The following is a 26,913-nucleotide window of genomic DNA, read 5'->3' as shown; positions in this document are numbered from 1 at the left end:
AGTGATTCCTTGCTTTCCTAAGCGTCAAAATCGACGGCCAGTTTTTCGCTGGTCGGATGTGATTGGCAGGTGAGCACGTAACCGGCTTCAACTTCTTCTGGCTCCAGCGCATAGTTTTCAGCCATGGTCACTGATCCGCAGGTCACCTTGGCACGGCAGGTTCCGCAGACTCCGCCAGCACAGGCGAACGGGACATCTTGGCGAACACGCAGAGCAGCGTTTAACACGGTTTCGTTGGCTCGCACCGGCGAGGTAACTTCGCCTTTGAGGCCATCGAGGTTGAAGCTGATCTCGTAGCTTTCCTCATTCTCGTCCACCACCACGGGTCGGCCAATATGGCCTTGCGGCTTGGATGGTTCACCGGTGGTAAATAGTTCAAAACGAACCTTCTGCGCTGGTACTCCTAGCGCAGTCAGTTGGTCTCTGACCAGCTGGACCAGTTCGAATGGTCCGCATAGGAACCACTCGTCCACACTGGGTGCTTGCACCACATTGGTGAGCAAGGAGCTTAGCTTTTCTGCGTCGATACGACCAGAGAGTAACGGTGAAATGCGCTGTTCACGACTCAGCACGTGGTGCAGTGCCATGCGTGATGGGTACCGGTCTTTGAGGTCTGCCAGCTCTTCAAGGAACATAACATCCATGGCGGCTTTGTTCGCGTAAATCAGATCAAAGCGGCTGTGCTCGTTGGCTTCCAGGATCGTACGAGCGATTGCTAGTACCGGGGTGATCCCTGAGCCGGCAGCCACTGCAACAAAGCGATCTTGTGTGGTGGTGTTGATCTTTGAAGGATCATTAATCTCAGTGAGTCGGTGCTTGGAAATGAAGGCACCGGCAGGACTCATCACGTCAATCTGCTCACCTGCGGCAAGTTCCTCGTTGGCCCAGGTGGAGAACAAACCACCAAGGTCACGCTTGATAGCTACCTTGATTTCATCCCCGGTGGGCGCGGCGCAAATTGAGTAAGAACGGCGCAGTTCCACCAATTCGCCCTCGGCGTTGGGCAGCTTCTTGCGAAGGGCCACGTACTGTCCGGCGACATAGTCATATTCTTCGCTGAGTTCTTCAGGGATAGCGAAGGTGACTTCAATGGCGTCTTTGGTCAGGCGACGCACATTCGAAACGGTGAGTCGGTGAAAAGCGGCTCTGCGTCGAGCCGAAGTTTGTAGATCGGTCATGAAAGTACCTTGAAGTAGTCGAAGGGCTCTAAACAGTCTTTGCAGGTGTAGAGCGCTTTACATGAAGTGGAGGCAAAGCGGGCTAGCTCACGGGTATTCAACGAATGGCACCGAGGACATTTCACACTCATACCCAGGGTGATTCGCCCGGCGTGGCCTTGGCCGGTAGGAGGAGCGATCCCATACTCTTCGAGTTTTCGTTTGCCATCTTCGCTCATCCAGTCCGTGGACCAGGCAGGGCTCAGCACCAGCTTGATCTGGACCTGATGATATCCGGCGTCACTATAGGCCGAATACAGGTCTTCACTGATCACGTCCATAGCCGGGCATCCAGAATAGGTCGGGGTGATCACTACCTGTACTGTGCCGTCTTCGGCGGCGGTGACCTCGCGCAGAATCCCAAGGTCCACAATGGACAGCACAGGTATCTCCGGATCATGAACCTTCGCGGCGATGGCGAACAGCTCGTTGGTGTCAGCGATCAGCTTATTCAAGACTGCTCCCCCTCTCGGGCATTATTTGTCGTTACCAGCTGGCGCCGGGATGCTTACGTGCAAGTACCTGCATCTCGGCCAGCACGTAGCCAAGATGCTCAGAGTGCTCACCTCGTCGTCCATAGACCATGGCTTGGCCGGTGGAAGGAATCTGCAGACCCGCGTCGGTTAGAACTGCCGTGATCTCTTCTTGCCATGCGTCGCGAAGCGTCGAGGGCAACACCGCGATACCTTCTAGGCGTTGGTGTACCGCTTCATCGCGGAACATTTCATCAACGTAGGGCCAGAGAATATCCAGAGCGTGACGCATTTTTTCGGCCGACTCTTCGGTTCCCTGTCCCAACCGGATGGTCCACTGAATGGCGTGGTCGCGGTGGTAATCCACTTCTTTGACAGCCTTGGCTGCGATAGCTGCTAAAGTTTCGTCAGCTGAGCTGACCAGCTTTTGATAGAGCAGGTGCTGGAAGATGGAGACGATCAGCTGTCGCATGATGGTGACACCAAAGTGCCCGTTGGGTTGCTCAACGATCCATAGCGAAGTGAATTCTTCTTCCTCACGCCAGTACGCCAAATCATCTTCACTCTTGTCCCAGGCCAGTCCGGCGTAGGTCAAAAATGAGCGGGCGTGACCGAGGATATCTAGGGCAATGTTGCCCAGGGCTACGTCTTCTTCTAGCTCAGGGGCCCTCGAAATCCAGTGGGCAAGTCGCTGAGCCAAGATCAGCGAGTCATCACCCAAGGTCAGTGCGTACTGTGCCACTTCATCGCTGGGAGCTACACCGTCTACGGCAATGTCTTCCGGACGAAGTGCGTTTCCCGGGGTGACTCGGGTGGCCGAAGCCAGTGCGTCGCCGAAGCTGTCCAGTGCAGCATCCAATTCTTCGTGCTTCACAGATGCTTCACTCCTTCACTGGCCTTGTAGTACGTGGCATGTCGATAGTCTTTGCCCTGCGGAGATTCAAAGAAGGAATCTTTCTCATCCGGATCAGAACTAATGATGTCGCTGGATTTCACTACCCAGAGGGAAACGCCTTCATTGCGTCGGGTGTATAGATCTCGTGCGTTACGCACGGCCATCTGCGCGTCAGGGGCATGTAAGGATCCTGCGTGCACGTGCGAGAGTCCGCGGGAGGAACGGACAAATACTTCCCACAGGGGCCAGTTGTTCTGTTGGCTCATGTTAGGCGACCTCACTTTGTGCTTGTTTTGCGGCGTAGGCTGTTGCGGCTTCGCGGACCCAGGCGCCTTCTCGGTGTGCTTCGCGGCGACGTTCGAGTCGTTGGGAGTTGGCTGGACCGTTGCCTTTGATGACGTTCATGAATTCATCCCAGTTCAGATCCTTATGAATCCACTGCTTTTTGACTTCGTCATAGTGCAGTTCTGGATCTGGAAGGGTCATGCCAAGGACCTTGACCTGCTCGGCGATCATGCCGACAAAGCGCTGGCGCAACTCATCATTTGAGAATCGTTTGATGTTCCAGGCCATGGACTGCTGGGAGTTAGGTGACTGGTCATCGGGTGGGCCGAACATCATCAGCGATGGCTCATAGAAGCGGTTGATGGCATCTTGAGCCATTTTCTTTTGAGCTTCGGTGCCGCGCGAGAGTGCCAGCAGGATCTCAAATCCTTGGCGCTGGTGGAAGGACTCTTCCTTGCAGATACGCACCATGGCACGTCCATAAGGACCATAGGATGCACGGCATAGTGGGACTTGGTTGGCGATGGCTGCTCCGTCGACTAGCCAGCCGATAGCACCCATGTCCGCCCATGAACGTGCTGGGTAGTTGAAGATCGAGGAGTACTTGGCGCGACCGGTCAAGAGCTGATCGTTGAGCTCGTCGCGGCTGGTGCCTAGGGTCTCGGCAGCCGAGTAGAGGTACAGTCCGTGCCCGGCTTCATCCTGAACCTTAGCCATCAAGATGGACTTGCGCTTCAGCGACGGAGCACGAGTAATCCAGTTAGCTTCAGGCTGCATGCCAATGATTTCTGAGTGGGCATGCTGGGAGACCTGTCGAGTCAAAGTTTTGCGGTAAGGCTCAGGCATCCAGTCACGTGGTTCAACGCGAGCGTCCCGATCAATCAACGCATCAAAGCGAGCTTGTGATTGTTCTTCTTCGTAGCTCGGGACAGCACTGAGTCCCGGTTCCTGCGGCGCACTCGGGGCCATGGGTTCACCTCTTCGAAAACAAATTACATACTGACCGTTCGTTCAGTATGTCAGAGTGCTCTCGGTCACGTCAACAAAAGCTCCGCGGGTACAACAAAACCCCAAGGATCACTCCTTGGGGTTTTGATTGAAGCTACAAATCTAGGCGTTGACCGCGGCACGCTTTCCGCACTTACGGCCAAACAGCAAGTGATCAATGGCCCAGCGACCTGGTCCCATCAAGGCCAGCGCGACGGCGCCGGCAGCCAGGGCCAGCACGAGCTCATAACCACCATTGGCAACAAAAACGCCGTTCTGTGCGTGAGTTAGAACCAACGCGCCGATCATATCCAGCGCCAACAGTGCGCCGAAAATTCGGGTTGCAATGCCCAAGATCAGGGCGATGCCTCCCACCAGTTCCAAGGTTGCTACCACTGGGGCAACCAAGCTTGCGGCAGGAACGCCCATCTGAGCGAAGCTGGCGGTGGTGCCATCAATGGTGAACTGGGAGAACTTTTGCCAACCGTGGGCGGCAAATAGGAATCCGATAACAAGGCGCAAAATGGCCTGCGCAGCGGCAAGTAGGCGGGGATTATTTTCCAGATTGTTCATGATCTAGCTCCTCGGAAACGTCAGCCGGTCAGGGGTCTCCTGCTCGATTTCCCGTTCAACACTATTCGGATCAAGTTGAAGCTTCAAGCACTTAGATGTTTTACTCCGGTTACCTTCATCACGAAAAAGCCGCGTTCCCCACCCCAGCGTGATGCTGGGGCAGGAAGCGCGGCCCTTATCCGTTGGCTTTAGAACTTCGTACTAGAGCACCTTCGAAAGGAAGTCACGAGTACGTTCCTGCTGCGGATTACCAAAGAGTTGCTCTGGCTCACCCTGCTCACAAACCACACCGTCAGCCATGAAGATCACTCGGTCACCCACCTCGCGGGCGAAGCCCATCTCGTGGGTTACCAAGACCATGGTCATGCCCGAGTCAGCCAACTCCTTAATAACCTGGAGCACCTCGCCGACCATCTCAGGGTCAAGAGCACTGGTGGCCTCGTCAAAGAGCATGATTCCTGGAGCCATGGCCAGCGCACGAGCAATAGCTACACGCTGCTTCTGTCCACCTGACAGGGATGCCGGACGGGCGTTGGCCTTGTCCTTGAGCCCTACACGTTCCAGAAGTTCCAGCGCACGTTCGCGTGCCTGGGCCTTGTCCATCTTCTTCAGCTCCACTGGAGCAAGCATGATGTTCTCGGCGACGGTCATGTGCGGGAAGAGGTTAAAGTGCTGGAACACCATGCCCACAAGACGGCGAACCTCATTGATATCCACCTTTGGATCGGTGACATCAAAACCGTCAACAATCACCTTGCCAGAAGTAATCTCTTCCAGCTTGTTCAGGCAACGCAGCAGTGTGGACTTACCGGAACCCGAAGGCCCGATGACACACACCACTTCACCTTCACGAATATCAAGATCAATGCCCTTAAGAACATTGTTTGAACCGAAAGACTTATGCAGGTCTTGGACCTGGATTTTCATCTGGGAGCTCTGCTCGGTTACGGCGCTCACTTGTTGAACCTCCGATCGGCGTAGTTAGCCAACTTTGTCAGGGCCATGATGGCGATGAAGTAAATGACACCCACGATGAGCAGGGTTTCGGTCACGCGGAAGTTCGCTGCGTAAATCTGCTGACCTTGGTAGAGCAGTTCGCCAAAGCCAATAGCCAACAGCAACGAGGAGTCTTTCAGGCTGATGATCAACTGGTTGATCAACGATGGAGTCATCATCTTGAAAGCCTGAGGAACAACAACCTTCTGCATCGACTTGCCGTAGCCCAGACCCAAGGAGCGAGAAGCTTCAAGCTGGCCTGGATCCACCGACTGGATACCACCGCGAACGATTTCAGCAACATAGGCGCCAGCGTTCAGCGACAAGGTCAGCACACCTGCGGTCCAGACTGAGACTTCCCAACCGGTCAGCTGTGGCAGACCGAAGTAGAACATGAAGGCCCAGAGCAGCAGCGGGGTTCCGCGGAAGATATTGACGAAGGTCGAGGCAATCCCGCGAAGCACGATGTTGCCCGAGAGCTTCAAGAAGCCGAAGAACAGACCAAGCACCATAGCAATGGCGAAGGAGATCGCGGTGACCAACAGGGTGTGCCACAAACCGGACATCAAGGCCGGGAAGGACTTGGCCACTAGATCAAAGAAATTATCCGGAGTCGAAGCGCTGGGATCAGAAAGGTACTTGTCCAGAATCTTCTGGTACTCGCCGTTGGCCTTTAGCTCTGCAAGACCATCGTTGAAGGCTGCCAACAGGGCGGTGTTCTCACCCTTATTAACTGCGAAACCGTAGGAGCCACCGGGCACCTTGTCGGTCACGGTCTTCAGACCGTTACCCTGAGCAATGCCGTAGGCCAGCACCGGGTAGTCATCAAATACCGCTACAGCGGAACCTGACTTCACCGATTCATACATGGTCGCGGACTGGTCTAGGGACTTGACCGTAAACCCATATTTTTTAGCGATGGACTTGGCGTAGGTTTCACCCTCAGAACCAGTCTTGGCGACAACGGTTTTGCCCTTGAGGTCCTCATAAGTCTTGACGTCGTCTTTGTTCTTGGCGACAGCCATCTGTACACCGGACTCAAAATATGGCTCCGAGAAGTCATAGATTTCTTTACGTTCATCGGTGATCGACATACCTGCGATGACGCCATCCACCTGATTTGATGAAAGGGCAGCCAAAGCGGCACTGAAGCCAAGGGACCTGACTTCAACCTTAAATCCTTGGTCATCAGCAATTTGCTGCAAGATGTCCATATCGATACCAGTCAGTTCGCCATCCTGACGGAATTCAAAGGGGGCGAAGGTGGTGTCGGTACCAATGACGTATGTTTGACCGTCAACTTTTTCGTTGCCTTGGGCCATGGCCGAAGGCGCACCAACAACCAACGCCATCAAACCGATGGCTGCCGCGGCAATCCATCGTTGCAGGCGCCCGTGCCGGGCAACTCTCTGTTTCTTTTCCACTGATGATCGCTTTCTCAAACTAAAGGGCGAGTGGCCCGAGCTGCAGACATGATCCTATTCCTGCAAGCCTAGGCGCATTAGAGTCTAGCCGGAAGCTTTGGCGCCTATTGTGCTCAGAGATCCAAACCCGGCAACGATCTTCTGTCCGCGCTGAGCATAGCCAGTGCCCACAAGTGGTGCGCGTGAGATTGAATAGGGGTATGACTGATGCATCGTTGAATAACACTCCTCCGGTCGCGGCCAAGCGCCCTACCACCCGCAGCTTCCATGGTGATGATTTCATCGATAACTACGAGTGGCTCAGGGAGAAGACCAGCCCTGAAGTGATCAACCATCTCAAGGCTGAAAACGACTACACCGACGCAGTCACCGCCGCCCAGCAGCCACTGCGCGATGACCTGTTTAACGAGATCAAGGCACGCACCGTAGAAACCGACTTGTCTGTACCGGTTCGCCGCCGCGGTTGGTGGTACTTCACCCGCTCAGCCGAGGGCAAGCCTTACACCGTGCAGTGCCGCGTTAAGGCCACCGATACTTCGGATCCAGTAGCCGACTGGACTCCCCAGTAATTGATGCAGAACAGAGCTTGCCGGCCGAAGAAGTCTTGCTTGACGGCAATGCACTGGCTGAAGGTCAACCCTTCTTCTCCCTCGGTGGCATGGCGCTGAATGAAGAAGGGAATCTACTGGCCTACTGCGTTGATAATGCAGGAGATGAACGCTTCACCCTTTACATCAAGGACCTCAAGACCGGTCAGCTCTTGCCGGACGTTATCGAAGGCGTCTTTTACGGCTTAGCTTTCTCCCTGATTCCTCCACCGTTTTCTACACGGTGGTTGATGAAACGTGGCGTCCTAACCAGATTCGCGCACACCGTTTAGGCACCGATGCAGCCGAAGACCAGCTGATCTTTGAAGAAAACGACCCGGGCATGTGGCTTGGTTTTGATCTGAGCCCAGACCGCAAAGTCCTGATGATTTCCAGCGGCAACTCTGAGTACTCGGAAACCAGCATGCTGGATCTGACCGACAGCAACGCCGCTGTCACCTTGCTGGTCCCCCGTGATCTGGGCTTGTTACACGGCATCGACTTGATGCCAGCCGCCGGCCAAGCACTGATCACCCACGACTACCAGGCACCGAACAATATGGTGTCTTTGGCAAACATTGATCAGCTTGGTAAAGACACGTCTCCAGAGCAGTGGCAGAGCGTTGTTGCTCATGAGGACACGGTGAAGATTGAAGGTACGATCCTCACCGGTTCCCACGTGATCCTCTCGGTACGTCGTGACACCTGCGAACGCGTGCAGCTTCTGGCCCTGGAAGGGTTGGGAACCGCGGCGCAAGCAGCACCGATCGAACCTGAATTTGAAGACGAGTTGTTCACCGCCTCCCCGACTTTTGCTGAACTTGATGCACCGCTGATCCGCATCAGTTACACCGCTGACTTCACCCCTGCCCGGGTTTACGACCTGTGGCTAGAAGATCAGAGCTTGGTTCTACGCAAGCAGACGCCGGTCAATGACTATGACCCGAGCAAGTATGTCTCCACTCGGGATTGGGCTACCGCCGCTGACGGAACCAAGATTCCTTTGACCGTCATGCGTCGTGTCGATCTGGATACCTCCGTACCGCAGCCGGTGCTGATCTACGGGTACGGCTCCTATGAGGCTTCCATGGACCCAGGCTTTGGCATCCCGCGGTTGAGCGTTTTGGATCGCGGAGTCATCTTTGTGATCGTTCACGTGCGTGGCGGTGGCGAGTTGGGTCGCGATTGGTACTTGAAGGGCAAGAAGCTTCACAAGAAGAACACCTTTACGGACTTTGTTGATTCAACTAAGCACGTCATTGATTCCGGCCTTGCTGACCCGCAGCGCATTGTCGCCCTTGGCGGCTCCGCCGGTGGACTTCTTATGGGTGCTATCGCCAATATGACTCCGCAGCTGTACACCGCGATCATTGCTCAGGTGCCGTTTGTTGACGCACTGACATCAATCCTTGATCCAGATCTTCCACTCTCTGCTTTGGAGTGGGAAGAGTGGGGTAATCCGATTGAAAGCAAAGAAGTCTATGACTACATGAAGTCGTATTCTCCGTATGAAAACGTCACTGCTCAGGCCTACCCAAAGATTGCCGCGGTTACTTCGCTGAACGACACCCGTGTGCTGTACGTTGAGCCAGCGAAGTGGGTTGCCAAGCTTCGTGAAGTCGGCACCGGTGAGGCACCGATCGTGCTGAAAACCGAAATGGACGGTGGCCATGGCGGCGCCTCGGGCCGATACGAGTCATGGAAGTCTCGCGCCTGGGATTACGCCTTTGCCTTAGATTCCTTGGGTTGCACCAAACTAATCTGATCATGAAGCAAGTAGCGGCCATGCGCCACATCAGCATCACCGACTACCGCGATGACTCTGCGGTGCGTCGGTTGCTGGTGCTGGCCGCTAGTCCTGCCGATGAACAAGGCCTAGAAGAACTACTGGACGAATGCCAAGCTCTGAATGTTCTTGCCAGTTTCACTCAATCTGGGAACATTTGCGCCTTGGCCGCCTACCGGCATGGTGACAAGTATTCGTTGTGCCTTGAATACCTCGCCGTCTTACCCGAACACCAGCAACAGGGCTTGGCACATGGTTTGCTGAAGGCACTGCGAAAGCGCCACGGCAAAAGCATTTGGGCGACCACCGATAAGGATGCCATCGAGTTTTACGGTGCCATCGGCTGTATGATTTCCAAGTCAGCCGAAGATTGGCGTTGGCCCGGCACCACAAGATATTTGTGCACCTTGCCGTACCCCCGCTACTGCGATCTCAGCCCGAAGAAGACCCGGGTTATGAGGCGGTTGGTGGCCAACTGACGCGCGGAAACATTCGCATCGAAGAACCCCAAGCTCATTGGGCCAGCGACTTCGCGAACCTCGCTGCCCTTATTTCCTCGGCGTTGGGGCCGCTTGCCTTAGCTGTGGAACATACCGGTTCTACTTCGGTAGTTGGACTGCCAGCCAAGCCGATCATCGATATCACCTTGTTGGTGCCTGATGCCAACGATGAAAGTACGTATGTGGCGGCGTTGCAACAGGCAGGCTTAGTGTTCTGGCACCGGGAACCAGGCTGGTACGCGCACCGCATGTTTAAACCGTCGATTGAGTCTGGGCTGTCGGATGCCAACATTCACATCTTTTCCGCAGGCAGTCCTGAATACCTGCGAATGATGATTTTCCGTGAACATCTGCGACACAACAGTGTTGACCGTGATGCCTACGCCGCGGTGAAGCGACAGGCCGCTGCACAGATCGCGGCTACCGATGGTGAAGATGCTCTGGTCATGGACTACAACCGAATCAAGGAACCCTTCATCCTTGATTTACACCGTCGCATTTTCACCGACTAGTTTCCTCTCGCCCTCTGGCGCAATACGGGATACCCAACTGTTCAAAAACTTGACTTAGCTCACATTATGTTATTACCTAATGATCGTTCGGTAAATAAATCGGCGAAGGACAATGATGACCAAAACTCAGGTAGAAGAGCCGTTACCCCACGAGATTCTCCGCAATGATACTGCCGCCCGATGGCTAGGCATTGAAGTCATCGAAGCCAGTGACGGACATGCGGTCATCACCATGGAGCTTCGTGAAGAAATGCTCAATGGCTTTGGCATTGGTCATGGCGGGATGATCTTCACCCTTGCAGACACCGCATTCGCCATGAGCTGCAATGAAGTCGAAGGCTCCGAAGAAACCATCACCGTGGCCTCCGGAGCAGACATCAACTTCCTAAAGCCAGCAGTGCTGGGCAGAAAACTCACTGCCACCGGCAACCGAGTCTCGCAACAAGGACGTAGCGGACTCTACGACATTACGGTCACTCAAGAAACCAGCGACGGCACTAGCGAAGTTATCGCCGAATTCCGCGGACGTTCCCGCACCATACCTAAGCCAAAATCGCGCTAATCCCCCAGTCCATTCCTGACGAAAGTTCTAGCATGTCTGAGACCTCCCGCCGTGTTGAGCTGCCAAACCCGCTTGACGCAGAAGAAACCATGAGCCGTGATGAGATCGAATCGATCCAACTTGCTCGTTTGAAGGACACCCTGCATCTGGCCTACAACAAGGTTCCTCATTACAAGGAAAAGTATGATGCTGCAGGCGTCCATCCCAGTGATCTCAAGGAACTGAGCGACCTGTCGCTGTTCCCTTTCACGGAAAAAGAAGATCTGCGAAAGACCTATCCGTTTGGCATGTTCGCCGTCCCACAGCACGAAGTTGCACGTATTCACGCTTCCTCAGGAACCACGGGAAAACCCACCGTTGTTGGATACACCCAGCAGGATTTAGATGACTGGGCCAAGTTGGGCGCAAGGTGCCTTCGCCTATCGGGAGTGAAACCAGGCTGGAAGGTTCACAACGCCTATGGTTACGGACTCTTCACCGGTGGACTGGGCGCGCACGCTGCAGCCGAACGCCTGGGCGCTACCGTTATCCCGATGTCCGGTGGGCAAACCGATAAGCAGATCTCACTGATCCAAGACTTCGCTCCGGATGCCATCTTGTGCACGCCAACCTACCTGCTGACTATCGGGGACGCGATGCAACGCAAAGGCATTGACCCACGCAGCACTTCGCTCAAGGTTGCTGTGCTCGGCGCAGAACCGTGGACTGAAGAAATGCGTCACGAGCTAGAAGAAATGTTCAATATTGATGCCTGCGATATCTATGGACTTTCCGAAGTCATGGGCCCAGGCGTCGCTGGAGAATCAAATGAACGTAAAGACGGCAGCCACATCTGGGAAGATCACTTCCGTCCGGAAATCATTGATGCCTTTGACCCAACCAAGGTCCTCGGCGACGGCGAGCACGGAGAATTGGTCTTCACTTCTTTGACCAAACAGGCCCTACCGATCATTCGCTATCGCACCCATGACCTCACTCGACTAATGCCAGGCAGCGTTCGTCCCGGACACCGTCGAATGGGTCGAATCACCGGACGCAGTGATGACATGATCATCTTGCGTGGCGTGAACTTGTTCCCCAGCCAGGTTGAAGAATTGATCCTGAAGGTTCCGGGTCTCTCCCCGCACTTCCAACTCATCCTCTCCCGCCCTGATCGCATGGACCAGTTGGCCGTCAAGGTGGAGCGTCGCATGGATACTTCCACCGAGCAGGCCGAGCACGCAGGCAAGGAACTAGCCAAACTGATCAAGATTCACATTGGATCATCGTGTGCCATCGATGTTGTAGAACCTGAATCGCTGGAGCGTTCCATGGGTAAACTCAAGCGCATCTATGACCTACGTAATCAGTAATCCGAGCTGGGACATGGAATAATCGATTCATCATGGACACCACTGACACTGCAAGTCGACCGGCTAAAAGAGGGCGCCCCGGCTACGACCAGGAAACCGTATTGCGCATTGCCGTTGAGGCTTTCAACGAATACGGGTACGACGCGACCTCGATGGGTAAACTCGCCGACCGACTGAGCATTAGCAAGTCCGCGATTTATCACCATGTGCCTTCTAAAGAGGATTTGTTGCGCCTTGCCTTGGATGAAGCACTGATTCCTTTGGAAGCAGTGATCACCGAGGTGCAGTCCCATGAGGGTAGCGCCGATGAACGGCTCGAATTTTTCCTGCGTTCAACGATTCGTATTTTGATTGACAAGCGCCTGTACGTCACCTTGTTGCTTCGCTTGCGTGGCAACACCGAACTTGAACGTCAAGCGTTGGAGCGCCGACGCGCCATGGACCGCCAGTTAGCTGAATTGGTCACAGCTGCGCAGAGCGACGGCAAGCTTCGAGAAGATCTAGATCCACGAAGCACCGCCAGATTACTCTTCGGCATGATCAATTCATTGGTGGATTGGTACCGCGTAGATGGTCCCCTCGAAGCGACGAAGCTTGAAGAACAAGCCATCTCTTTGCTGTTCACCGGTTTGCACACCAAGTCGTAATAGCTAGATTAGCAACTTTGAGGATGCGACCTTCTGCTTACGGGTAGAGGGTCGCATTCTTGTTTCTGCATCATCAGGCACGAGGGTTGTGTTGCATCCAACCCTTACAGGATTCACTGACTCACAGGAATCACGGCTAGCATCTAAGGGGTGCCTTGTGCACCTGCCGTTGCCAATCGATCGAGTGAAGAGCACCGTGGATTCAATCTTACAAACCCTTTTCATGGCTACTGCTGACAGCAATAGTTCCTATGTTCAAATCCTGCTGTCCGCCGCAAGCATGTTGCTAGTTTTCGTCTCTGCAATCTTGCTGGCCCATCGCAACGATCTGGGTTGGTGGACTCTGATTCTTGCCGTTTTTGTCGGCCCACTGATTTCTGCGCTGCAGTTTGACCTTCTTGGACTGATCTACGGTATTCCGCTGTTGCTGCTGCCGATCTTTGGCCTCTGGCGGTTCTCCCAATACAAGCTTCACGGCAAGTTCACCCGTGAAGTAACCCGTACTGGAATCACCATGTGGTCTGCCGTTGGCATGCTTGTTGGCCTGATCTTGTTGGTTGCTTTGCGATTCGGCCCATTCTTGTTCAACTCCACTTTCCTGAGCGCTACGCCGGAAATTTGGGTCATGTACTTCGCCGACGCAGCGATCTTCGCATCCTTCGTGATGATCGCACGAGGCGTTCGTGAGGGTTGGCTGTTGTTGGCCCTTGCGGCCATCGCTGATCTGGTCATTTACTTCATGATCTCCCCAATGCTGGGCATGATCGGCTTGTACGTATTTATCGCCCTGGCCGCCGTGTATGGCTTCTACCTCTGGCGCAACCTGTCCGGTGCTTCAGAGGTTGCTCATGAGGAACTGAGCGAAGAAGAACTTGCACTGCAAAAGGCAAAGCAAGCCACTTTGGATAAGCTGAACGCTGACTCTGAAAAGTAAGTTTTCCGCAAAAAATCCCGCCCATTTTTGGGCGGGATTTTTTTGTTGGAGCTAGTTATGCCAGCTGTCTTTCAGAACCAGTGATCCATCGGCCCCAACAGTGGCGGTGCGGTTGCCTCCGGACTCCCAACTGGTGTTCCCGTTCTGGTCATACTTGATGTACTTGTACTCAAAGGTTGTCCCGGCAGGAAGGTCCACGGTGCCGGTCCAGCTCGGGTAATTTGCCGAGGAGAGCGCCAGCGCCTTGGCCGGGTCCCAATTACCCAGCATCGCCTGGTTGCCGACAATTCGGATATTCTGCCCCAGTGTGGTTTCGGCAGTTACTGCCACACTAACGTCACCGGCTTCTTCGACCGGGTCGGTTCCCCCACCGATTGAGCCATCACCGAGTGCACCCACGTGCAACGCCAGTGCACCGTACGCAGGTATGGTCGCGGTGAACTTGCCGTCAGCTCCCACGGTGATCTTCTGCGAGCAGTCCGCACCGGAGACGACATCGCAGTAGGTCCCGGCAGCTAGCGCGCTAGTGTACTGACGGGTAGTGGCAGCCCCGGTGTTGTTAATGGCGACAAATCCCTTGTTACCTCGTCCGTAGGCGATCTGGTTATTTCCGTCGTCCCACCAGTTGCTTACCGCAGCGTCGCCAACGGCATTGTTGAATCCGACCATTCCAATAATTTCTTCTTGCCGCTGTTCGCAGGTCCATGCCGATGAATCACAGTTGGCGTTGGGCACCGAAGAATCGCTGGCGCCGGGAGCACCGGATTCCTTGTCAGTGAATGAGAAGCCTGAGTACACCGAGGGCGAACCGTAAGGCCAAGAAAGCATAAAAACGTTCGCTAGCAGGTATTTGGCTCCCCATTTGTAGTTCATGGTTTCACCATTGCGTTCGGTGTCATGGTTAGTCACGAAGACCCCAGCATTGGCGCCGTTAAACTTGCCATCACCGATGAAACGCAGGTTGGAAATCTGTGCATCAAAGTCGTTCTTCAGCTGACGGGCATAGTCGAATTCAAATGAGTCGCCGCTACCTAGATATTCGCTTTCCTGGATAGGTTCCCCAGATGCTCCGATAACTTCATGGACCCAGTAAACACCCGAGTTTTTCATCTTTGATTTGATCGCCTCAAGATCAGAAGCCGGGATGTGCTTTGAGGCGTCAATGCGGAATCCGGAGACACCTAGCGAGACCAGATCATCAAGATAGTCTGCGATGTTCTGCTGAACGTAGCTGCTGGAAGTCTTCAAATCTTGCAGTCCGACTAGCCGGCAATTTTGAACCTGCCAGCGGTCAGCGTAGTTGGAAATGTTGGTGCGGCAATCGTTGAAGTCTTGGGCCGAATACTCTGGGAAGTTGTCTTCCGAGAATGGCGAGCCGGCGGTCCCGGTACCGGACTGGCCCACACCAGCCATGTGATTGACCACGGCGTCGGCGACTACTTTGACGCCTGCATCGTTACAGCTTTTGACCATGGCCGAGAACTCTTCGCGGTTACCCAGCTTTGAGTCCACCTTGTAGCTCACCGGCTGATAGGAAGTCCACCAGGCTGTTCCGCGAAGGTGCTCAGCGGGTGGTGAAACCTGAACGTACCCGAAGCCTGCTGGTCCGATGCTTGATTTACATTCTTGGGCCACCGAGTTCCAGTTCCACTGGAAGAGGTTAAGAATGACATCCTTCCCGTTGTTTGATGGGGTTGTCGCTTGAGCTGGGGCGGCGAACAATGGGGCAGCCAACAAGGCTAGTGAGGCGGCTAGAGCGGCAGCTGGTTTGGCCGCTCGTGCTCCGATTCTGCGTCTAGTTGATTTGGCGCGTGATGACAAAAGTCCCACAGAAATGCTCCTTTGATGTGATGATTGGGCAACGATCCGGCGGAACCTGCGCTCCGAATCGACTAGCCACACATCTCCCCATCAATATGTGACCTGAGGCACAACTGTAAACGCTTTCTTAGGTCTAACCAAGAAGTAAATTTCTGTAAACAGGTTAAATCAGCGATATTCTCGGCCTAGATTGACGAAAGTTTTTTGCCATGAGTATGAGTTTGAGAACATTTTGGAAACGCTTACATGGGCTCCACAGTTCATCGGAGCAGACACGAAAGAGGTGGGCGTCGCATAGTGCGACGCCCACCTTCTATGGATCTAAGAGCTTAGCTTCCGAAGTTTGCGTAAGTGATATTTTCTTTCTCCACCAGAGTCAAAACATCGTAGGTTGCCACGATCTCATCATGCTGATTGTGCAAGATTGCGTCCCACGCGACCTCGCCATATTCATCGGTGACGCGCGGGGTGATTTTCTTGGCCGTCAGCGTCACGCGAATGGCGTCCCCGGCCGAAACTGGAGTGATGAACCGTAGGTTTTCTAACCCATAATTGGCCAGTACCGGCCCCGGTGCTGGCTCAACGAAGAGGCCCGCGGCCCATGACACCAGAAGATAGCCGTGGGCAACAATCCCTGGGAAGAATGGGTTAGCTTCCGCGGCTTTGGCGTCTGTGTGAGCGTAGAAGGTATCGCCGGTTTTTTGCGCGAATTCACTAATTTCTTCTAAGTGCACAACACGCAGATCCGAGGCGAATCCGTCCCCAACGCGCAGCTCGGCAAGTGACTTACGGAATGGGTGGACGTACTGCGCATCGCCACCAAACTTTTCACTTCCAGCCAATCGTTGGTCGGCCCCTAAGTGCCATACTCCGCTCAGCGCGGTGAGCATATTTGGTGAACCCTGTACGGCGGTGCGCTGCATATGGTGCTTGACCGAACGGATTCCGCCTAGCTCTTCGCCGCCACCGGCACGGCCTGGTCCGCCGTGGACCAGATGCGGTACCGGTGAGCCGTGGCCAGTTGTTGAACGAGCAGTTTCTCGATTCAGGATGTGAACACGTCCGTGATGCGCAGCGATGCCCAAGGTCAGCGCGCGCACCGTCTCAGCGTCGTTACTGCACACGGTTGCTACAAGGGACCCGGCACCCATGACAGCCAGTTCGATTGCTTCGTCCAGGTTCTCGTAGCCGATGACCGAACTGACTGGTCCAAACGCTTCACGCGAGTGCACCAGTGGATTACGTGCATCATTCCAGCGAAGAACAATCGGTGACATGAAAGCACCGGCTTGTGCAACAGCGTCCTTTTCGGGCGCTACGCGCACCGCTGGCGCGTCAAGACGTCCATAGGCCAGCTCGCCGCCGGCAGCCATCATATCTTGCACGGCAGCCCGCACATCGCTCAGCTGCTCCAGTGAAGCCAAAGCTCCCATATTCACGCCCGCTACGCGCGGATCACCAATGACCACGCGCTGGTCAATGCGCTCTCCGATAGCTGCAATCACTGGGTCAACCAAGCGCGAGGGAACGATGTTGCGACGGATGGCGGTGCACTTTTGGCCGGCCTTGCTGGTCATCTCAGTGACGGCTACCTTGACGAAGGCCTCAAATTCGGCGCTTCCCACTTCTGCGTCCGAACCTAGAATGGCCGCGTTCAGGGAATCGGTTTCAGCCGCGAATCGCACTCCCCGTCGATAACGTTTGGATGGGATTTAAGTTTGTTTGCGGTGGCAGCTGAGCCAGTGAAGGCAAACATGTCACGGTAATCCAGATGATCCATGAGGTCTCGGGCTGAGCCTGAAAGTAGCTGCAAGGATCCTTCTGGCAGGATGCCTGAATCGAGCATCAGTCGTACTGCGGCCTCTGCCAGGTAGCCCGTTGGCGTTGCTGGCTTAACGATGGTTGGAACACCGGCAATAAAGGCGGGGGCAAATTTTTCCAGCATGCCCCAGACCGGGAAGTTGAAGGCATTCACCTGCACCACTACTCCGCTCATGGCGGTGTAGATATGTGTGCCGATAAATGAGCCGTCTTTGCTTAGTGGCTCAGTGGGGCCGTCAAGAATGACATTGTTGTTGGGTAGTTCGCGACGTCCCTTGGAAGAGAACGTAAAGAGCACACCAATGCCGCCATCAATATCCACCATGGAATCTGTTTTCGTGGCTCCGGTTTTGAACGAGATCTCGTAGAGATCCTTGCGTCGTTCATTCAGATACAGCGCCAGTTCCTTGAGCTTCAACGCCCGCTCGTGCAAGGTGAGCTTGGCAAGTTCTTGGTGCCCGGTGCTTCGGCCATAGACAACGGCGGCGGAAACATCCAATTTGTCACTAGTTACCGAGGCCAGCAGCTCTCCGGTATTGGCATCGCGAACCTCGGTTCCTCCCTGAGATTCGGGAGTCCACCATTGTCCCGCGATGAAGCTGGGTACTGCGCTGATCTGTTTTGTCGACATTGACACAATTCCTTCCTGAACGGTCGGTCAGTATTAACTTAAACCATATCAGGAAGAGCGTGACCGGGGACACCTTAAGCTGCCTCAGATCAATGAGTCATCTTTCGCCAAGATTCGTAAACGCTCCAACAATGCCGGGTCCATACCCTGCTGTTCGAGGTAGGACTGCGCTGAACCAATCCAAGTACAGAATTTTTCCAGTGCTACCGCGCGCTCATTGATGACCTGTCGCAGTTCTTCTTCCTCACGAAAACTCTCGTACGGGTGCTTGCGGGGCGATACCCGGTGCCATTCATTAATGCCTCGCACCGCAAGTTCATCATGCTTCAGAATCTGGTTTCCCTGACCAGCCAAATCAAGCAAGAGCGTCGCAATAAGTCCTGAACGATCACGTCCTGCCGAGCAATGAATCACGGTGGCCCCTTGTGAATCCGCCAAATTTTCAAAGACCTCACGTAGCTGGCTGCCAAATTCTTCGCAGACCAACCGATACATACTGGTGTGATTCATGTAAGGAACCGCGATGGACTCAAAGCGTTGATTGCCCGGGGTTTCCAGTGGCAGGTTCACTAGTTCAATACGAGCAAGACTGACCTCGGGTACCGCTGGGTCATGTTCTCGCCGATGAATCTCCGCTGGGTTGCGCAGGTCAATTACCTTGGCCACGCCATCGGCATGCATTTGCTGCCAACCTTCAGCGCTCAGCCATTCATGGCGACCCATGCGATAGAAAGTTCCGCAGATATGTCGCGCATTCACCGCCCCTGACCACGCCAGGTCCCCGACCTGCTTGTGATAGTTCACTTCCTGACTCATTTACCCATTGCAACATATTGATTCACTGTTGTAGAGTCTTAGTCATTGACAAGTGTCAATCAGTCTATTGAAGGAGGGGTAACGATGATTGTTTACCGCTATTCCCGGTCAGTTACCTCTTTCCTTAAGGACTTCCCCCAATGCATTTCCCTGCTGGAGAACCATCCACCAGCTCACAGCTGATCACGTCAAAATCCGCTGACACTGAGACAGAACTCAAATTCCACAAGCACAAGCCTGTCTGGAATGAATCATTCACCGATGAACCACCAGCCGGCCAACGCTACTCAACGTGGCCATTTGTTGAGAAGGCTCTGAGAGGTCCTCAGCCCTATCCACTGTGGCTCATTGAAGATGCTGGCGCCCTCGATACCGAGTTAGGCATCCTCAAGACAGGCAAAGAAGGCGACGTCTTTTTGCTTGAACGTGCTATCGGCGAGCGCAAGAGCCTGCTGGCGGCCAAACGTTACCGCAGTCGCGACCACCTGCAATTTAGCCGTTCGCAGGCCTATAGTGACGGCCGTTCAGCACGTCGCTCCCGTGATAACCGCGCAATCCGCAATAACTCTGCCTATGGCCGAGACATTGCAGCTTTGCAGTGGTCCAACGCCGAGTGGACCTATCTCTTGCGTTGTTATGAGGCAGGGATCCCGGTGCCCTACCCAGTACAGATCGACGGCACCGAAATCCTGATGGAGTTCATTGCCGACCCAGATGATCCGTTCGCCGCAGCCCCGCGACTTCAACAGCTTGCGCGTTTTGATCCACGGCTACCTGCTTTGTGGGATCAACTCACCGATGCGTTGGAGAAGTTCGCGCGGCTGGGAGTGGCTCACGGTGACTTATCGGCGTACAACCTTCTGGTCTCCGGCGAGCGCTTAGTTGTTATCGATGTCCCGCAATGTGTGGACCTCGCTGGCAATCCGCACGGTATGGACTTCTTACATCGTGACTGCCTGAACCTCTGCGAGTGGTTTGCTTCCAAGGGTCATGTGCATGATCCCGATGAGCTGTTCGCTTCATTATTAGGCCACCTGTTCTAGGCTCCTTAAAACGTTCAGTCCCGCCGGTCAGCTACGACCGACGGGACTGAAAGTGTTGTGACCAATTGCCGATATTTCCTACCAGCTATAGAAGCCTTGGCCGCTCTTGCGCCCCAGCTTTCCTTCAGCCACCAAATCCTTGAGGATCTGCGGTGGCGCAAACCGCTCCCCCAGAGTTTCATGCAGGTACTCGGCAATTCCTAAACGCACATCCAGTCCGACAATATCGGTGGTCTTCAGTGGACCGGTCGGGTGCTTATAGCCAAGCACCATGGCGTTATCGATATCTTCGGCGCTGGCGACACCTTCTTCAACCATGCGCATCGCTTCCAATGCGATAGCTACCCCCAGGCGTGAGGAAGCAAAACCCGGAGCATCATTGACCACCACTGCGGTCTTTCCCAAGGCCTGAACCCAACCACGTGAGGCCTCGATCAAGCTGGTATCGGTTTGTTCACCGATGACTACTTCGATCAATGTGGACGCGGGAACGGATTAAAGAAGTGCAGTCCGAGGAACTTTTCCGGACGCTCTAATTCTTTGGCCAAGCCGCTCACCGATAGGGAGGACGTATTCGAAGCCAAGACCGCATCGGCAGCTAGTACCTGCTCAACTGCTTGCAAGGAAGAAACCTTGAGGTCCCAGATTTCGGGAACCGCTTCGATCACCAGCTGAGCGTTGGCGAACTGCTGATAGTCAGTGCTGACCGAAAAACGTTGCAGTAGCTCGGTCTTGGATTCGCTGACCACACCGCGCTCGATGGACTTTTCCACGGACTGAGCTACTCGCTCAAAAGCAGCCTGCGCCGAGGCATCATCGCGCTCAACTATGACCACGGTACTTCCGCTAATCAATAGTGCGTGGGCGATACCGGCGCCCATGCGTCCGCCACCGAGCACTCCGCTGCGTTGCGGAAGTTGGCCGGCGGCCAAGGTGTTACTTGCGCTCATGGTTACTTCTTCTTTCGATCAAGGAATTCTTGCATACGATCAAATTTGGCTTGGGATTCAAAAGCATTCCTTGGGCCAAGGTATCGATGAGCGGGTGGGCTTCACGTGGGCTATGGAATACCGACTTGGTAATGCGCACCGCCAGCGGGTCTTGGGCGGCAATCCGATCAGCCAAAGCTTCAGCGCCGGTATCAAGGTCCGCCGCCTCATGCAGTTCGGTGACCAGACCAGCCTGAAGACATTGCTGGCCGGTAAGCACTTTGCCTGCCAAGAGGATCTCTTTGGCCAGCGGTTCACCCACGAGTTCCTTGAGTCGCCAGGTCGCACCGGCGGCAGCCATGATCCCAAGGTTGGTTTCCGGATTGCCCATTCGAAGTTCGGGGGTGCCGATACGGAAGTCTGCGGCATAGGCCAACTCAGCTCCGCCACCTAAAGCAAATCCGTCTAGAGCAGCAATAACTGGCATGGGAAGCTTGGCGATGCGCTCGAAGATGCCGGAGTTAATTCCGGCCAGGGCGTCATTGCGGCGACGTTCACGTAACTGGGAGATGTCCGCACCGGAGGCAAAGATCCCCTTGCTCCCCTTGGGATTTTCCTCGCTGGGCGCTTGGCCCGGTGTACCGGCAAGGATCAAGATCTTCGGGTTTTTTCCAGGTAGGAACACACTGTGTGTAGCTCATCAACCATTAACTGATCGATGGCATTGCGCACCTCTGGTCGGTGCAGGCGAACCCAAAGCCGATCTTCACCTTCAGTGACGAGAATCGTGTCAAAGTTCTGCGTCAGGTTGTCCATGTTTAGACACCTTCCAAGAGGATCGCTGAACCTTGCCCCACGCCAACACACATGGTGGCCACACCAAGTTTGCGTTCAGCACCTGCCAGTTCACGTTCTATTCGGCCCAGCAGGCTAATGACTATGCGCGAACCGCTTGAGCCCAACGGATGGCCCAGAGCAATAGCCCCACCGTCGCGGTTCACGATGTCTGGGTCTACTGACAGTTCTCGGATACTGGCCAAGGACTGGCTAGCAAACGCTTCGTTGATTTCCATGGCGCCGATCTCATCGATCTTTAGCCCTGCACGATCAAGCACCTTGCGGGTAGCCGGCACCGGCCCCATGCCCATGATTTCTGGTTCCAGTCCGACGGCCTGGCCGTCGATAATGCGTGCTCGGGCGTTCAGCCCGTACTTTTTTAGGGCGCGTTCGGAAACGACCAGAATTGCTGAGGCGCCATCGTTGAGCGAGGAAGCATTGCCGGCGGTGACCACGCTGCCGCCCTTTACTACTGGCCGTAGCCCGGCGAGCACCTCAAGAGTTGTCCCTTCACGTGGGCCCTCATCGGTATCAACAACCATTTCACCTTTGCGGTGCTTAACAATTACCGGAACAATCTCGTCACGGAAGTGCCCCGCCTGGATGGCGGCTATGGCTTTGGCGTGGGACTGTACGGCAAACTCGTCGCAGTCCTCGCGGGAGATGCCGTATACGCGGGCCACCTCTTCGGCCGTTTCTGGCATGGAGAAAGTTGCTTTGCCCTCGCGGGATAGCTCACCGGAGAGAAATTGAGGATTGGTAAAACGCCAGCCAATAGACGTGTCAAAAACGGCTCCGGGCTTGGCAAATGCTTTATCTGGCTTCTCCATTACCCAGGGGCGCGGGACATGGACTCGACGCCGCCGGCAATCACAATGTCGGCAGCTCCGGACTTGATCATATGGCTGGCCATGGTGATGGCACTCATCCCCGAGGCACACAAGCGATTGACCGTAATGCCCGGAATACTCACCGGCAACCCGGCAAGGAGCGCTGCCATGCGGGCCACGTTGCGATTTTCTTCGCCTGCACCGTTGGCGTTGCCAAGAATCACTTCATCAACCGCTGCTGGGTCAATGCCTGAGGCTTTGATGAGCTGAGAAATAGTGATGGCTGCCAAGTCATCTGGGCGTACCGGACTCAGCGCGCCACCGTAACGCCCCACAGGAGTACGGGTTCCGCCCACCAAATATGCCTCAGCCATGAATACTCCTTTGTACTCCGGGGCCAACCCCACTTATTGAACCTCAGGGGTCAGGGTCCGGAAAGATGTTTTTCGCGGTGGCGCAAACCACCGCATAAACTTACCGACCATTCGTTCACTAATAGAATCACAGAAAGGTTCACTCGCCGTCAAGAACGTGAACCTATTTGGCAAATTTCACAGAGCGTCTAAACAAACAAATCCATGTCAAACATTGAATCTCGAATTCTCCTGACGTAGCCTGTGGAGATTGACCGACTCTGGGCACCTGCCCAGATCGTGGACCGTCACCCAGGGTCAATATAACGAGGTATCCCCTGGGCGTCCGGTCGACGAAAAGCTGAAGAGCAACGGAGCAGTTATGCCACCGGATGACAGCCAACCCAACCACGCAACACCTGCCGATTCTTTTTCTCCCGATTTGTCTCATGACATCGGCCCTGACATCAATACCACCGCCGGACGCCAAGAAATTCGTAAAGCTACCGCCGCCAGCGCCATGGGTAACATGACCGAGTGGTTCGACTACGGTGTATATGCGGTAGCCGTCACCTATATCACCGCACACTTCTTCCCTTCCGAGGGCGGCACACTCATGGCTTTGGCCACCTTTGCGCTCTCCTTCCTGGTTCGCCCACTGGGCGGACTGGTTTGGGGTCCACTCGGGGACAAACTGGGACGCAAAAAGATCCTCGCTTTGACCATCATTATGATGTCTCTTGCGACATTCTTGATTGGTGTACTTCCAACCTTTGAAACCATCGGTGTCTTTGCACCGATCTTGCTTGTCTTGCTTCGCATGGTCCAAGGCTTCTCAACGGGCGGTGAATACGGTGGCGCAGCAACCTTCATGGCCGAATATGCCCCGGACCGCAAACGTGGCTTCTTTGGATCATTCCTTGAGTTCGGCACACTGGGCGGGTTCGCCTTAGGCACTGGAATCATGCTTCTGCTGCAGATCACCCTGGGCGAAGAATCCATGATGGCTTATGGCTGGCGCATCCCGTTCTTCCTCGCATTACCGATGGGCCTGATCGGTTTGTACTTGCGAAGCAAGTTGGAAGACACCCCAGTCTTCCAGGAGATGCAAGAAGCCGAAGAAACCCAGCAGAAGAGCACACTCAAAGAATTAGTGATGACCTATTGGAAGCCAATGCTCACCATGAGCGGGCTGGTCATTGCACTGAACGTCGTGAATTACACCTTGCTCAGCTACATGCCGACCTATCTGGAAACTCAGTTAGGTCTGGATTCCAAGGCTTCATTGGCCACTATCTTGATCGGTGAGGTGGCCATGATGGCAGTCATCCCCTTTGCTGGATCACTCTCTGACAGGGTGGGCCGCCGACCCATGTGGTACACGTCGGTCATTGGATTATTTGTTCTGGCTGTACCAATGTTCTGGCTCATGGGACAAAGCTTTGGCTGGGCCATCGTTGGCTTTGCGGTACTCGGACTGTTGTACATTCCGCAGTTGGCAACGATTACTGCCACGTTCCCGGCCATGTTCCCCTCACATGTTCGCTTCGCCGGGTTTGCGGTCACCTACAACATTGCTACCGCACTCTTTGGCGGAACCGCGGCCATCGTTAATGAGGCTGCCATTGATGCCACAGGCTTCCTACTTTTCCCTGCGGTCTACATGATGATCGCCTGCGTCATTGGCATGATCGCCATCAAGTACATGCCGGAAACCGCGGGCGCCTCCCTACGAGGCACCGAGATCCCTGATGCCCACGACACCGGGATTCTAGCGACGGTGAAGAAGGACCAGTGAAGAAGAACTAACGCTAGACGCCTATCGTCAACCAACCGTGCGGGGCTTGGGTTTCAGTCAATTTTTGGCTAATTCCCAAGCCCCTTCGCTGTGGCACCGAGATTCACTGCGTTCAAAACCATCGGTTTGTGCGCCACAGTCCGCGCAAACAGGTTCAAGGTACTAGCATTTAGAGGGTGAATAGCCAGAACAGCTCAGCCCTGCCCGAAAAGGTTTCCGACGTCTTTGATCCAATGCGCTGGCGCGTGGTTGAAGGATTCGACTTCACCGACGTCACCTACCACCGTCAGGTAGAGCGCAATACCTACGGCGAAATCACTCGCGACCTACCAACGGTCCGTATCGCCTTTGACCGTCCCGAGGTGCGCAATGCTTTCCGCCCGCACACCGTTGATGAGCTTTACCGCGCTATGGATCACGCCCGTATGACCAGTGATGTGGCCACCGTCATCCTCACCGGCAACGGACCATCAGCCAAAGATGGCGGGCACGCCTTCTGCTCCGGTGGCGACCAGCGCATCCGTGGCCGTGATGGCTACCGCTACGCCGAGGGTGAGACCCGCGAGTCAATCGACCCTGCCCGCGCCGGACGCCTGCACATTCTTGAAGTACAGCGCCTGATGCGCACCATGCCCAAGGTTGTCCTGTGCGTGGTCAACGGTTGGGCCGCGGGTGGCGGACACTCACTGCACGTAGTTTCTGACTTGACCATCGCCTCCAAAGAAAACGGCAAGTTTAAGCAGACCGACGCCACCGTCGGTTCCTTTGATGCTGGCTATGGCTCGGCGCTGCTGGCCCGCCAGGTAGGTCAGAAGACTGCCCGCGAGATTTTCTTCCTTGCCCGCGAATACTCCGCAGATGACATGGTACGCATGGGCGCGGTTAATGAATCAGTTGATCATGAGCGTCTGGAAGAAGTTGCATTGGAATACGCAGCGGACATCGCCAAGCAATCCCCGCAAGCCATCCGCATGCTCAAGTTTGCGTTCAACTTGGCTGATGACGGACTGGCCGGTCAGCAGGTCTTTGCCGGCGAAGCTACCCGCATGGCCTACATGACCGACGAAGCCGTAGAGGGACGCGACGCGTTCTTGGGCAAGCGGGACCCTGACTGGTCCAACTACCCGTACTACTTCTAATCACTGGCACCGGCACAAGGAACCACTATGGACGCACAGCTTCAGGAACTGCTCTCGGCACTGGCCAACGTCGCTAACGACGATGGCCCGGCTGTTGAAGTCATCATCGACGAAAGCAGCGACTCAGGCTGGCGCATCGAATACCTCACCGAGCAGGATCTGCCCGGCTTTGAACAACCCATGGCGGTGGTGCGCACCTCCGGTTCTACTGGTCGGGCCAAGCGCACGGTGCTCAGTGTTGAGGCGCTGGCATCAAGTGCGCAGGCCACTGCTGAGTACCTAGGATTTGAGGGCCAGTGGTTGTTGGCTTTGCCGGTGCATTATGTGGCCGGGCTCAGCGTGCTGACTCGCTCCTTGTTCGCCGGAACCAAACCTGTGGTCATGGATTTGTCGGGTAGTTTTTCAGCTTCCTCGTTCACTCAGGCTGCACAGCAGATGGTTGAAAAGCGACGCCTCACCTCGCTGGTACCAACCCAGCTAGCTCGCCTGCTTGATGACGCTGATCCGGCTACCTTGACCGCGCTCAAACGCTTTGACGCCATCTTGCTCGGCGGAGCCCGCGCCAGCAAGGACTTGCTCGTCAACGCTCGACACCACGGACTGAAGATCTTCCAAACCTATGGGTCTTCAGAGACCTCGGGTGGATTGGTGTACAACGGCAGCGCACTGCCCGGCGTGCAGCTGGCCGAACACGATTCTCGCATCTGGGTTTCTGGCCCCATGCTGGCCGATGGCTACGTGGATTCCCCAGAGGCCACCGCAGAGCACTTTGTAGAACACGATGGACACCGCTGGTACGTTACCGATGATTTGGGCTCTGTTCAGGGCCAGCGACTAAGCATCGTTGGGCGCGTGGATGACGTGATCAACTCTGGTGGCATCAAGCTCTCAGCTTCCAAGATCGAGGGCATCCTGGAAGAATTCTTCACCCAAACCTTGGTCGTTTCAGTGCCTGATCCGCAGTGGGGTCAAAGCGTTGGCTTAGCTTTCAGCGGACCCACCAAAACCGAGGCAGCCTTCGACGCGGTGCGCCGAACCTTGGGCAAAGAAGCCGTGCCAAAGTATGTTCGGCACTACCCTAACGGGTTGCCACAACTGCCCAACGGCAAGTTCGACCGCAAGCTGATCATTGATGAACTCGGTGCGCGCAACTAACTCGATTCGC

Annotated in this window: 20 protein-coding genes and 5 pseudogenes; 11 read left to right on the top strand and 14 right to left on the bottom strand. The window is 55.0% G+C overall.

Going from position 1 to position 26,913, the window contains the following annotated elements:
• Positions 1-17 precede the first annotated feature (17 nt).
• The 8 genes from paaE to N6V40_RS07455 form a co-directional block, all read right to left on the bottom strand.
• Positions 18-1,178 (bottom strand): 1,2-phenylacetyl-CoA epoxidase subunit PaaE, encoded by a 1,161-nt coding sequence (paaE, locus tag N6V40_RS07490; protein WP_262199564.1) that lies wholly within the window; start codon positions 1,176-1,178, stop codon positions 18-20.
• On the bottom strand, positions 1,175-1,672 hold the full coding sequence (paaD, locus tag N6V40_RS07485; protein ID WP_262199563.1) for a 1,2-phenylacetyl-CoA epoxidase subunit PaaD: 498 nt from the start codon (positions 1,670-1,672) through the stop codon (positions 1,175-1,177). Before paaD ends, paaE begins: the two co-directional genes overlap by 4 nt.
• A 31-nt stretch (positions 1,673-1,703) precedes the next feature.
• Positions 1,704-2,564: a 1,2-phenylacetyl-CoA epoxidase subunit PaaC gene (gene paaC, locus N6V40_RS07480; RefSeq protein ID WP_131088860.1), complete on the bottom strand. Its 861-nt coding sequence runs from the start codon at positions 2,562-2,564 to the stop codon at positions 1,704-1,706.
• Entirely contained in the window at positions 2,561-2,851 is a 291-nt protein-coding gene (paaB, locus tag N6V40_RS07475) for a 1,2-phenylacetyl-CoA epoxidase subunit PaaB (protein WP_131088861.1), read from the bottom strand. Before paaB ends, paaC begins: the two co-directional genes overlap by 4 nt.
• Position 2,852: 1 nt before the next feature.
• A complete protein-coding gene (paaA, locus tag N6V40_RS07470; protein WP_131088862.1) occupies positions 2,853-3,839 on the bottom strand; it encodes a 1,2-phenylacetyl-CoA epoxidase subunit PaaA in 987 nt (328 codons plus the stop codon).
• A gap of 141 nt (positions 3,840-3,980) precedes the next feature.
• Positions 3,981-4,430, bottom strand: coding sequence for a DoxX family protein (locus tag N6V40_RS07465; RefSeq protein WP_262199562.1), 450 nt, complete (start codon positions 4,428-4,430; stop codon positions 3,981-3,983).
• 201 nt (positions 4,431-4,631) lie between these two features.
• On the bottom strand, positions 4,632-5,357 hold the full coding sequence (locus tag N6V40_RS07460) for an amino acid ABC transporter ATP-binding protein (protein WP_262199707.1): 726 nt from the start codon (positions 5,355-5,357) through the stop codon (positions 4,632-4,634).
• A 26-nt stretch (positions 5,358-5,383) separates the two neighbouring features.
• The gene (locus N6V40_RS07455; protein ID WP_396268538.1) at positions 5,384-6,850 is read right to left on the bottom strand and encodes an amino acid ABC transporter substrate-binding protein/permease; all 1,467 of its coding nucleotides are present in this window, start codon (positions 6,848-6,850) and stop codon (positions 5,384-5,386) included.
• A gap of 200 nt (positions 6,851-7,050) precedes the next feature.
• Here N6V40_RS07455 and N6V40_RS07450 point away from each other — a divergent pair.
• The 7 genes and pseudogenes from N6V40_RS07450 (at position 7,051) to N6V40_RS07420 (ending at position 13,730) form a co-directional block, all read left to right on the top strand.
• A pseudogene (locus N6V40_RS07450) lies at positions 7,051-9,202 on the top strand (S9 family peptidase).
• 20 nt (positions 9,203-9,222) lie between these two features.
• Positions 9,223-9,702: a GNAT family N-acetyltransferase gene (locus tag N6V40_RS07445; protein WP_262199561.1), complete on the top strand. Its 480-nt coding sequence runs from the start codon at positions 9,223-9,225 to the stop codon at positions 9,700-9,702.
• On the top strand, positions 9,624-10,235 hold the full coding sequence (locus N6V40_RS07440; RefSeq protein WP_262199560.1) for a GrpB family protein: 612 nt from the start codon (positions 9,624-9,626) through the stop codon (positions 10,233-10,235). Before N6V40_RS07445 ends, N6V40_RS07440 begins: the two co-directional genes overlap by 79 nt.
• A 115-nt stretch (positions 10,236-10,350) precedes the next feature.
• Complete coding sequence (gene paaI / locus N6V40_RS07435) at positions 10,351-10,797, top strand: hydroxyphenylacetyl-CoA thioesterase PaaI (RefSeq protein ID WP_131088866.1); 447 nt, start codon at positions 10,351-10,353, stop codon at positions 10,795-10,797.
• Positions 10,798-10,829: 32 nt separating this feature from the next.
• The gene (locus N6V40_RS07430; protein WP_262199559.1) at positions 10,830-12,149 is read left to right on the top strand and encodes a phenylacetate--CoA ligase family protein; all 1,320 of its coding nucleotides are present in this window, start codon (positions 10,830-10,832) and stop codon (positions 12,147-12,149) included.
• Positions 12,150-12,181: 32 nt separating this feature from the next.
• On the top strand, positions 12,182-12,796 hold the full coding sequence (locus tag N6V40_RS07425) for a TetR/AcrR family transcriptional regulator (RefSeq protein ID WP_131088868.1): 615 nt from the start codon (positions 12,182-12,184) through the stop codon (positions 12,794-12,796).
• A 196-nt stretch (positions 12,797-12,992) separates the two neighbouring features.
• Positions 12,993-13,730, top strand: coding sequence for a nicotinamide mononucleotide transporter (locus tag N6V40_RS07420; protein WP_262199558.1), 738 nt, complete (start codon positions 12,993-12,995; stop codon positions 13,728-13,730).
• A gap of 51 nt (positions 13,731-13,781) precedes the next feature.
• Here the strand turns inward: N6V40_RS07420 and N6V40_RS07415 are convergent, their stop codons facing one another.
• The 3 genes and pseudogenes from N6V40_RS07415 to N6V40_RS07405 form a co-directional block, all read right to left on the bottom strand.
• Positions 13,782-15,560 (bottom strand): carbohydrate-binding module family 20 domain-containing protein, encoded by a 1,779-nt coding sequence (locus tag N6V40_RS07415; protein WP_262199557.1) that lies wholly within the window; start codon positions 15,558-15,560, stop codon positions 13,782-13,784.
• A gap of 320 nt (positions 15,561-15,880) precedes the next feature.
• Positions 15,881-18,003 (bottom strand): annotated as a pseudogene (gene paaZ / locus N6V40_RS07410) (phenylacetic acid degradation bifunctional protein PaaZ).
• 84 nt (positions 18,004-18,087) lie between these two features.
• Positions 18,088-18,819, bottom strand: coding sequence for a tyrosine-protein phosphatase (locus tag N6V40_RS07405; protein ID WP_262199556.1), 732 nt, complete (start codon positions 18,817-18,819; stop codon positions 18,088-18,090).
• A gap of 140 nt (positions 18,820-18,959) precedes the next feature.
• Between N6V40_RS07405 and N6V40_RS07400 the strand changes: the two genes are divergently transcribed.
• A complete protein-coding gene (locus N6V40_RS07400) occupies positions 18,960-19,862 on the top strand; it encodes a serine protein kinase RIO (RefSeq protein ID WP_131088872.1) in 903 nt (300 codons plus the stop codon).
• A gap of 78 nt (positions 19,863-19,940) precedes the next feature.
• On the opposite strand, the pseudogene N6V40_RS07395 reads toward N6V40_RS07400, so the two are convergent.
• From N6V40_RS07395 to N6V40_RS07385, 3 pseudogenes are all read right to left on the bottom strand, one after another.
• Positions 19,941-20,812 (bottom strand): annotated as a pseudogene (locus tag N6V40_RS07395) (3-hydroxyacyl-CoA dehydrogenase family protein).
• A 2-nt stretch (positions 20,813-20,814) separates the two neighbouring features.
• Positions 20,815-21,607: pseudogene (locus N6V40_RS07390) on the bottom strand (enoyl-CoA hydratase/isomerase family protein).
• A gap of 2 nt (positions 21,608-21,609) precedes the next feature.
• A pseudogene (locus N6V40_RS07385) lies at positions 21,610-22,832 on the bottom strand (thiolase family protein).
• Positions 22,833-23,193: 361 nt separating this feature from the next.
• On the opposite strand from N6V40_RS07385, the gene N6V40_RS07380 reads away from it, so the two are divergent.
• The 3 genes from N6V40_RS07380 to N6V40_RS07370 all read left to right on the top strand — a co-directional run bounded on the left by N6V40_RS07380 (position 23,194) and on the right by N6V40_RS07370 (position 26,903).
• Positions 23,194-24,609: an MFS transporter gene (locus tag N6V40_RS07380; RefSeq protein WP_131089811.1), complete on the top strand. Its 1,416-nt coding sequence runs from the start codon at positions 23,194-23,196 to the stop codon at positions 24,607-24,609.
• Between the two features lie 176 nt (positions 24,610-24,785).
• Entirely contained in the window at positions 24,786-25,748 is a 963-nt protein-coding gene (locus tag N6V40_RS07375) for a 1,4-dihydroxy-2-naphthoyl-CoA synthase (RefSeq protein WP_131088876.1), read from the top strand.
• Between the two features lie 27 nt (positions 25,749-25,775).
• Complete coding sequence (locus N6V40_RS07370) at positions 25,776-26,903, top strand: AMP-binding protein (RefSeq protein ID WP_262199555.1); 1,128 nt, start codon at positions 25,776-25,778, stop codon at positions 26,901-26,903.
• The last annotated feature ends 10 nt before the right edge of the window (positions 26,904-26,913 follow it).

Origin of the sequence: Glutamicibacter sp. M10 (assembly GCF_025452055.1) — a bacterium.
GTDB lineage: Bacteria > Actinomycetota > Actinomycetes > Actinomycetales > Micrococcaceae > Glutamicibacter.
This window is presented reverse-complemented; position numbering and strand designations above follow the sequence as displayed.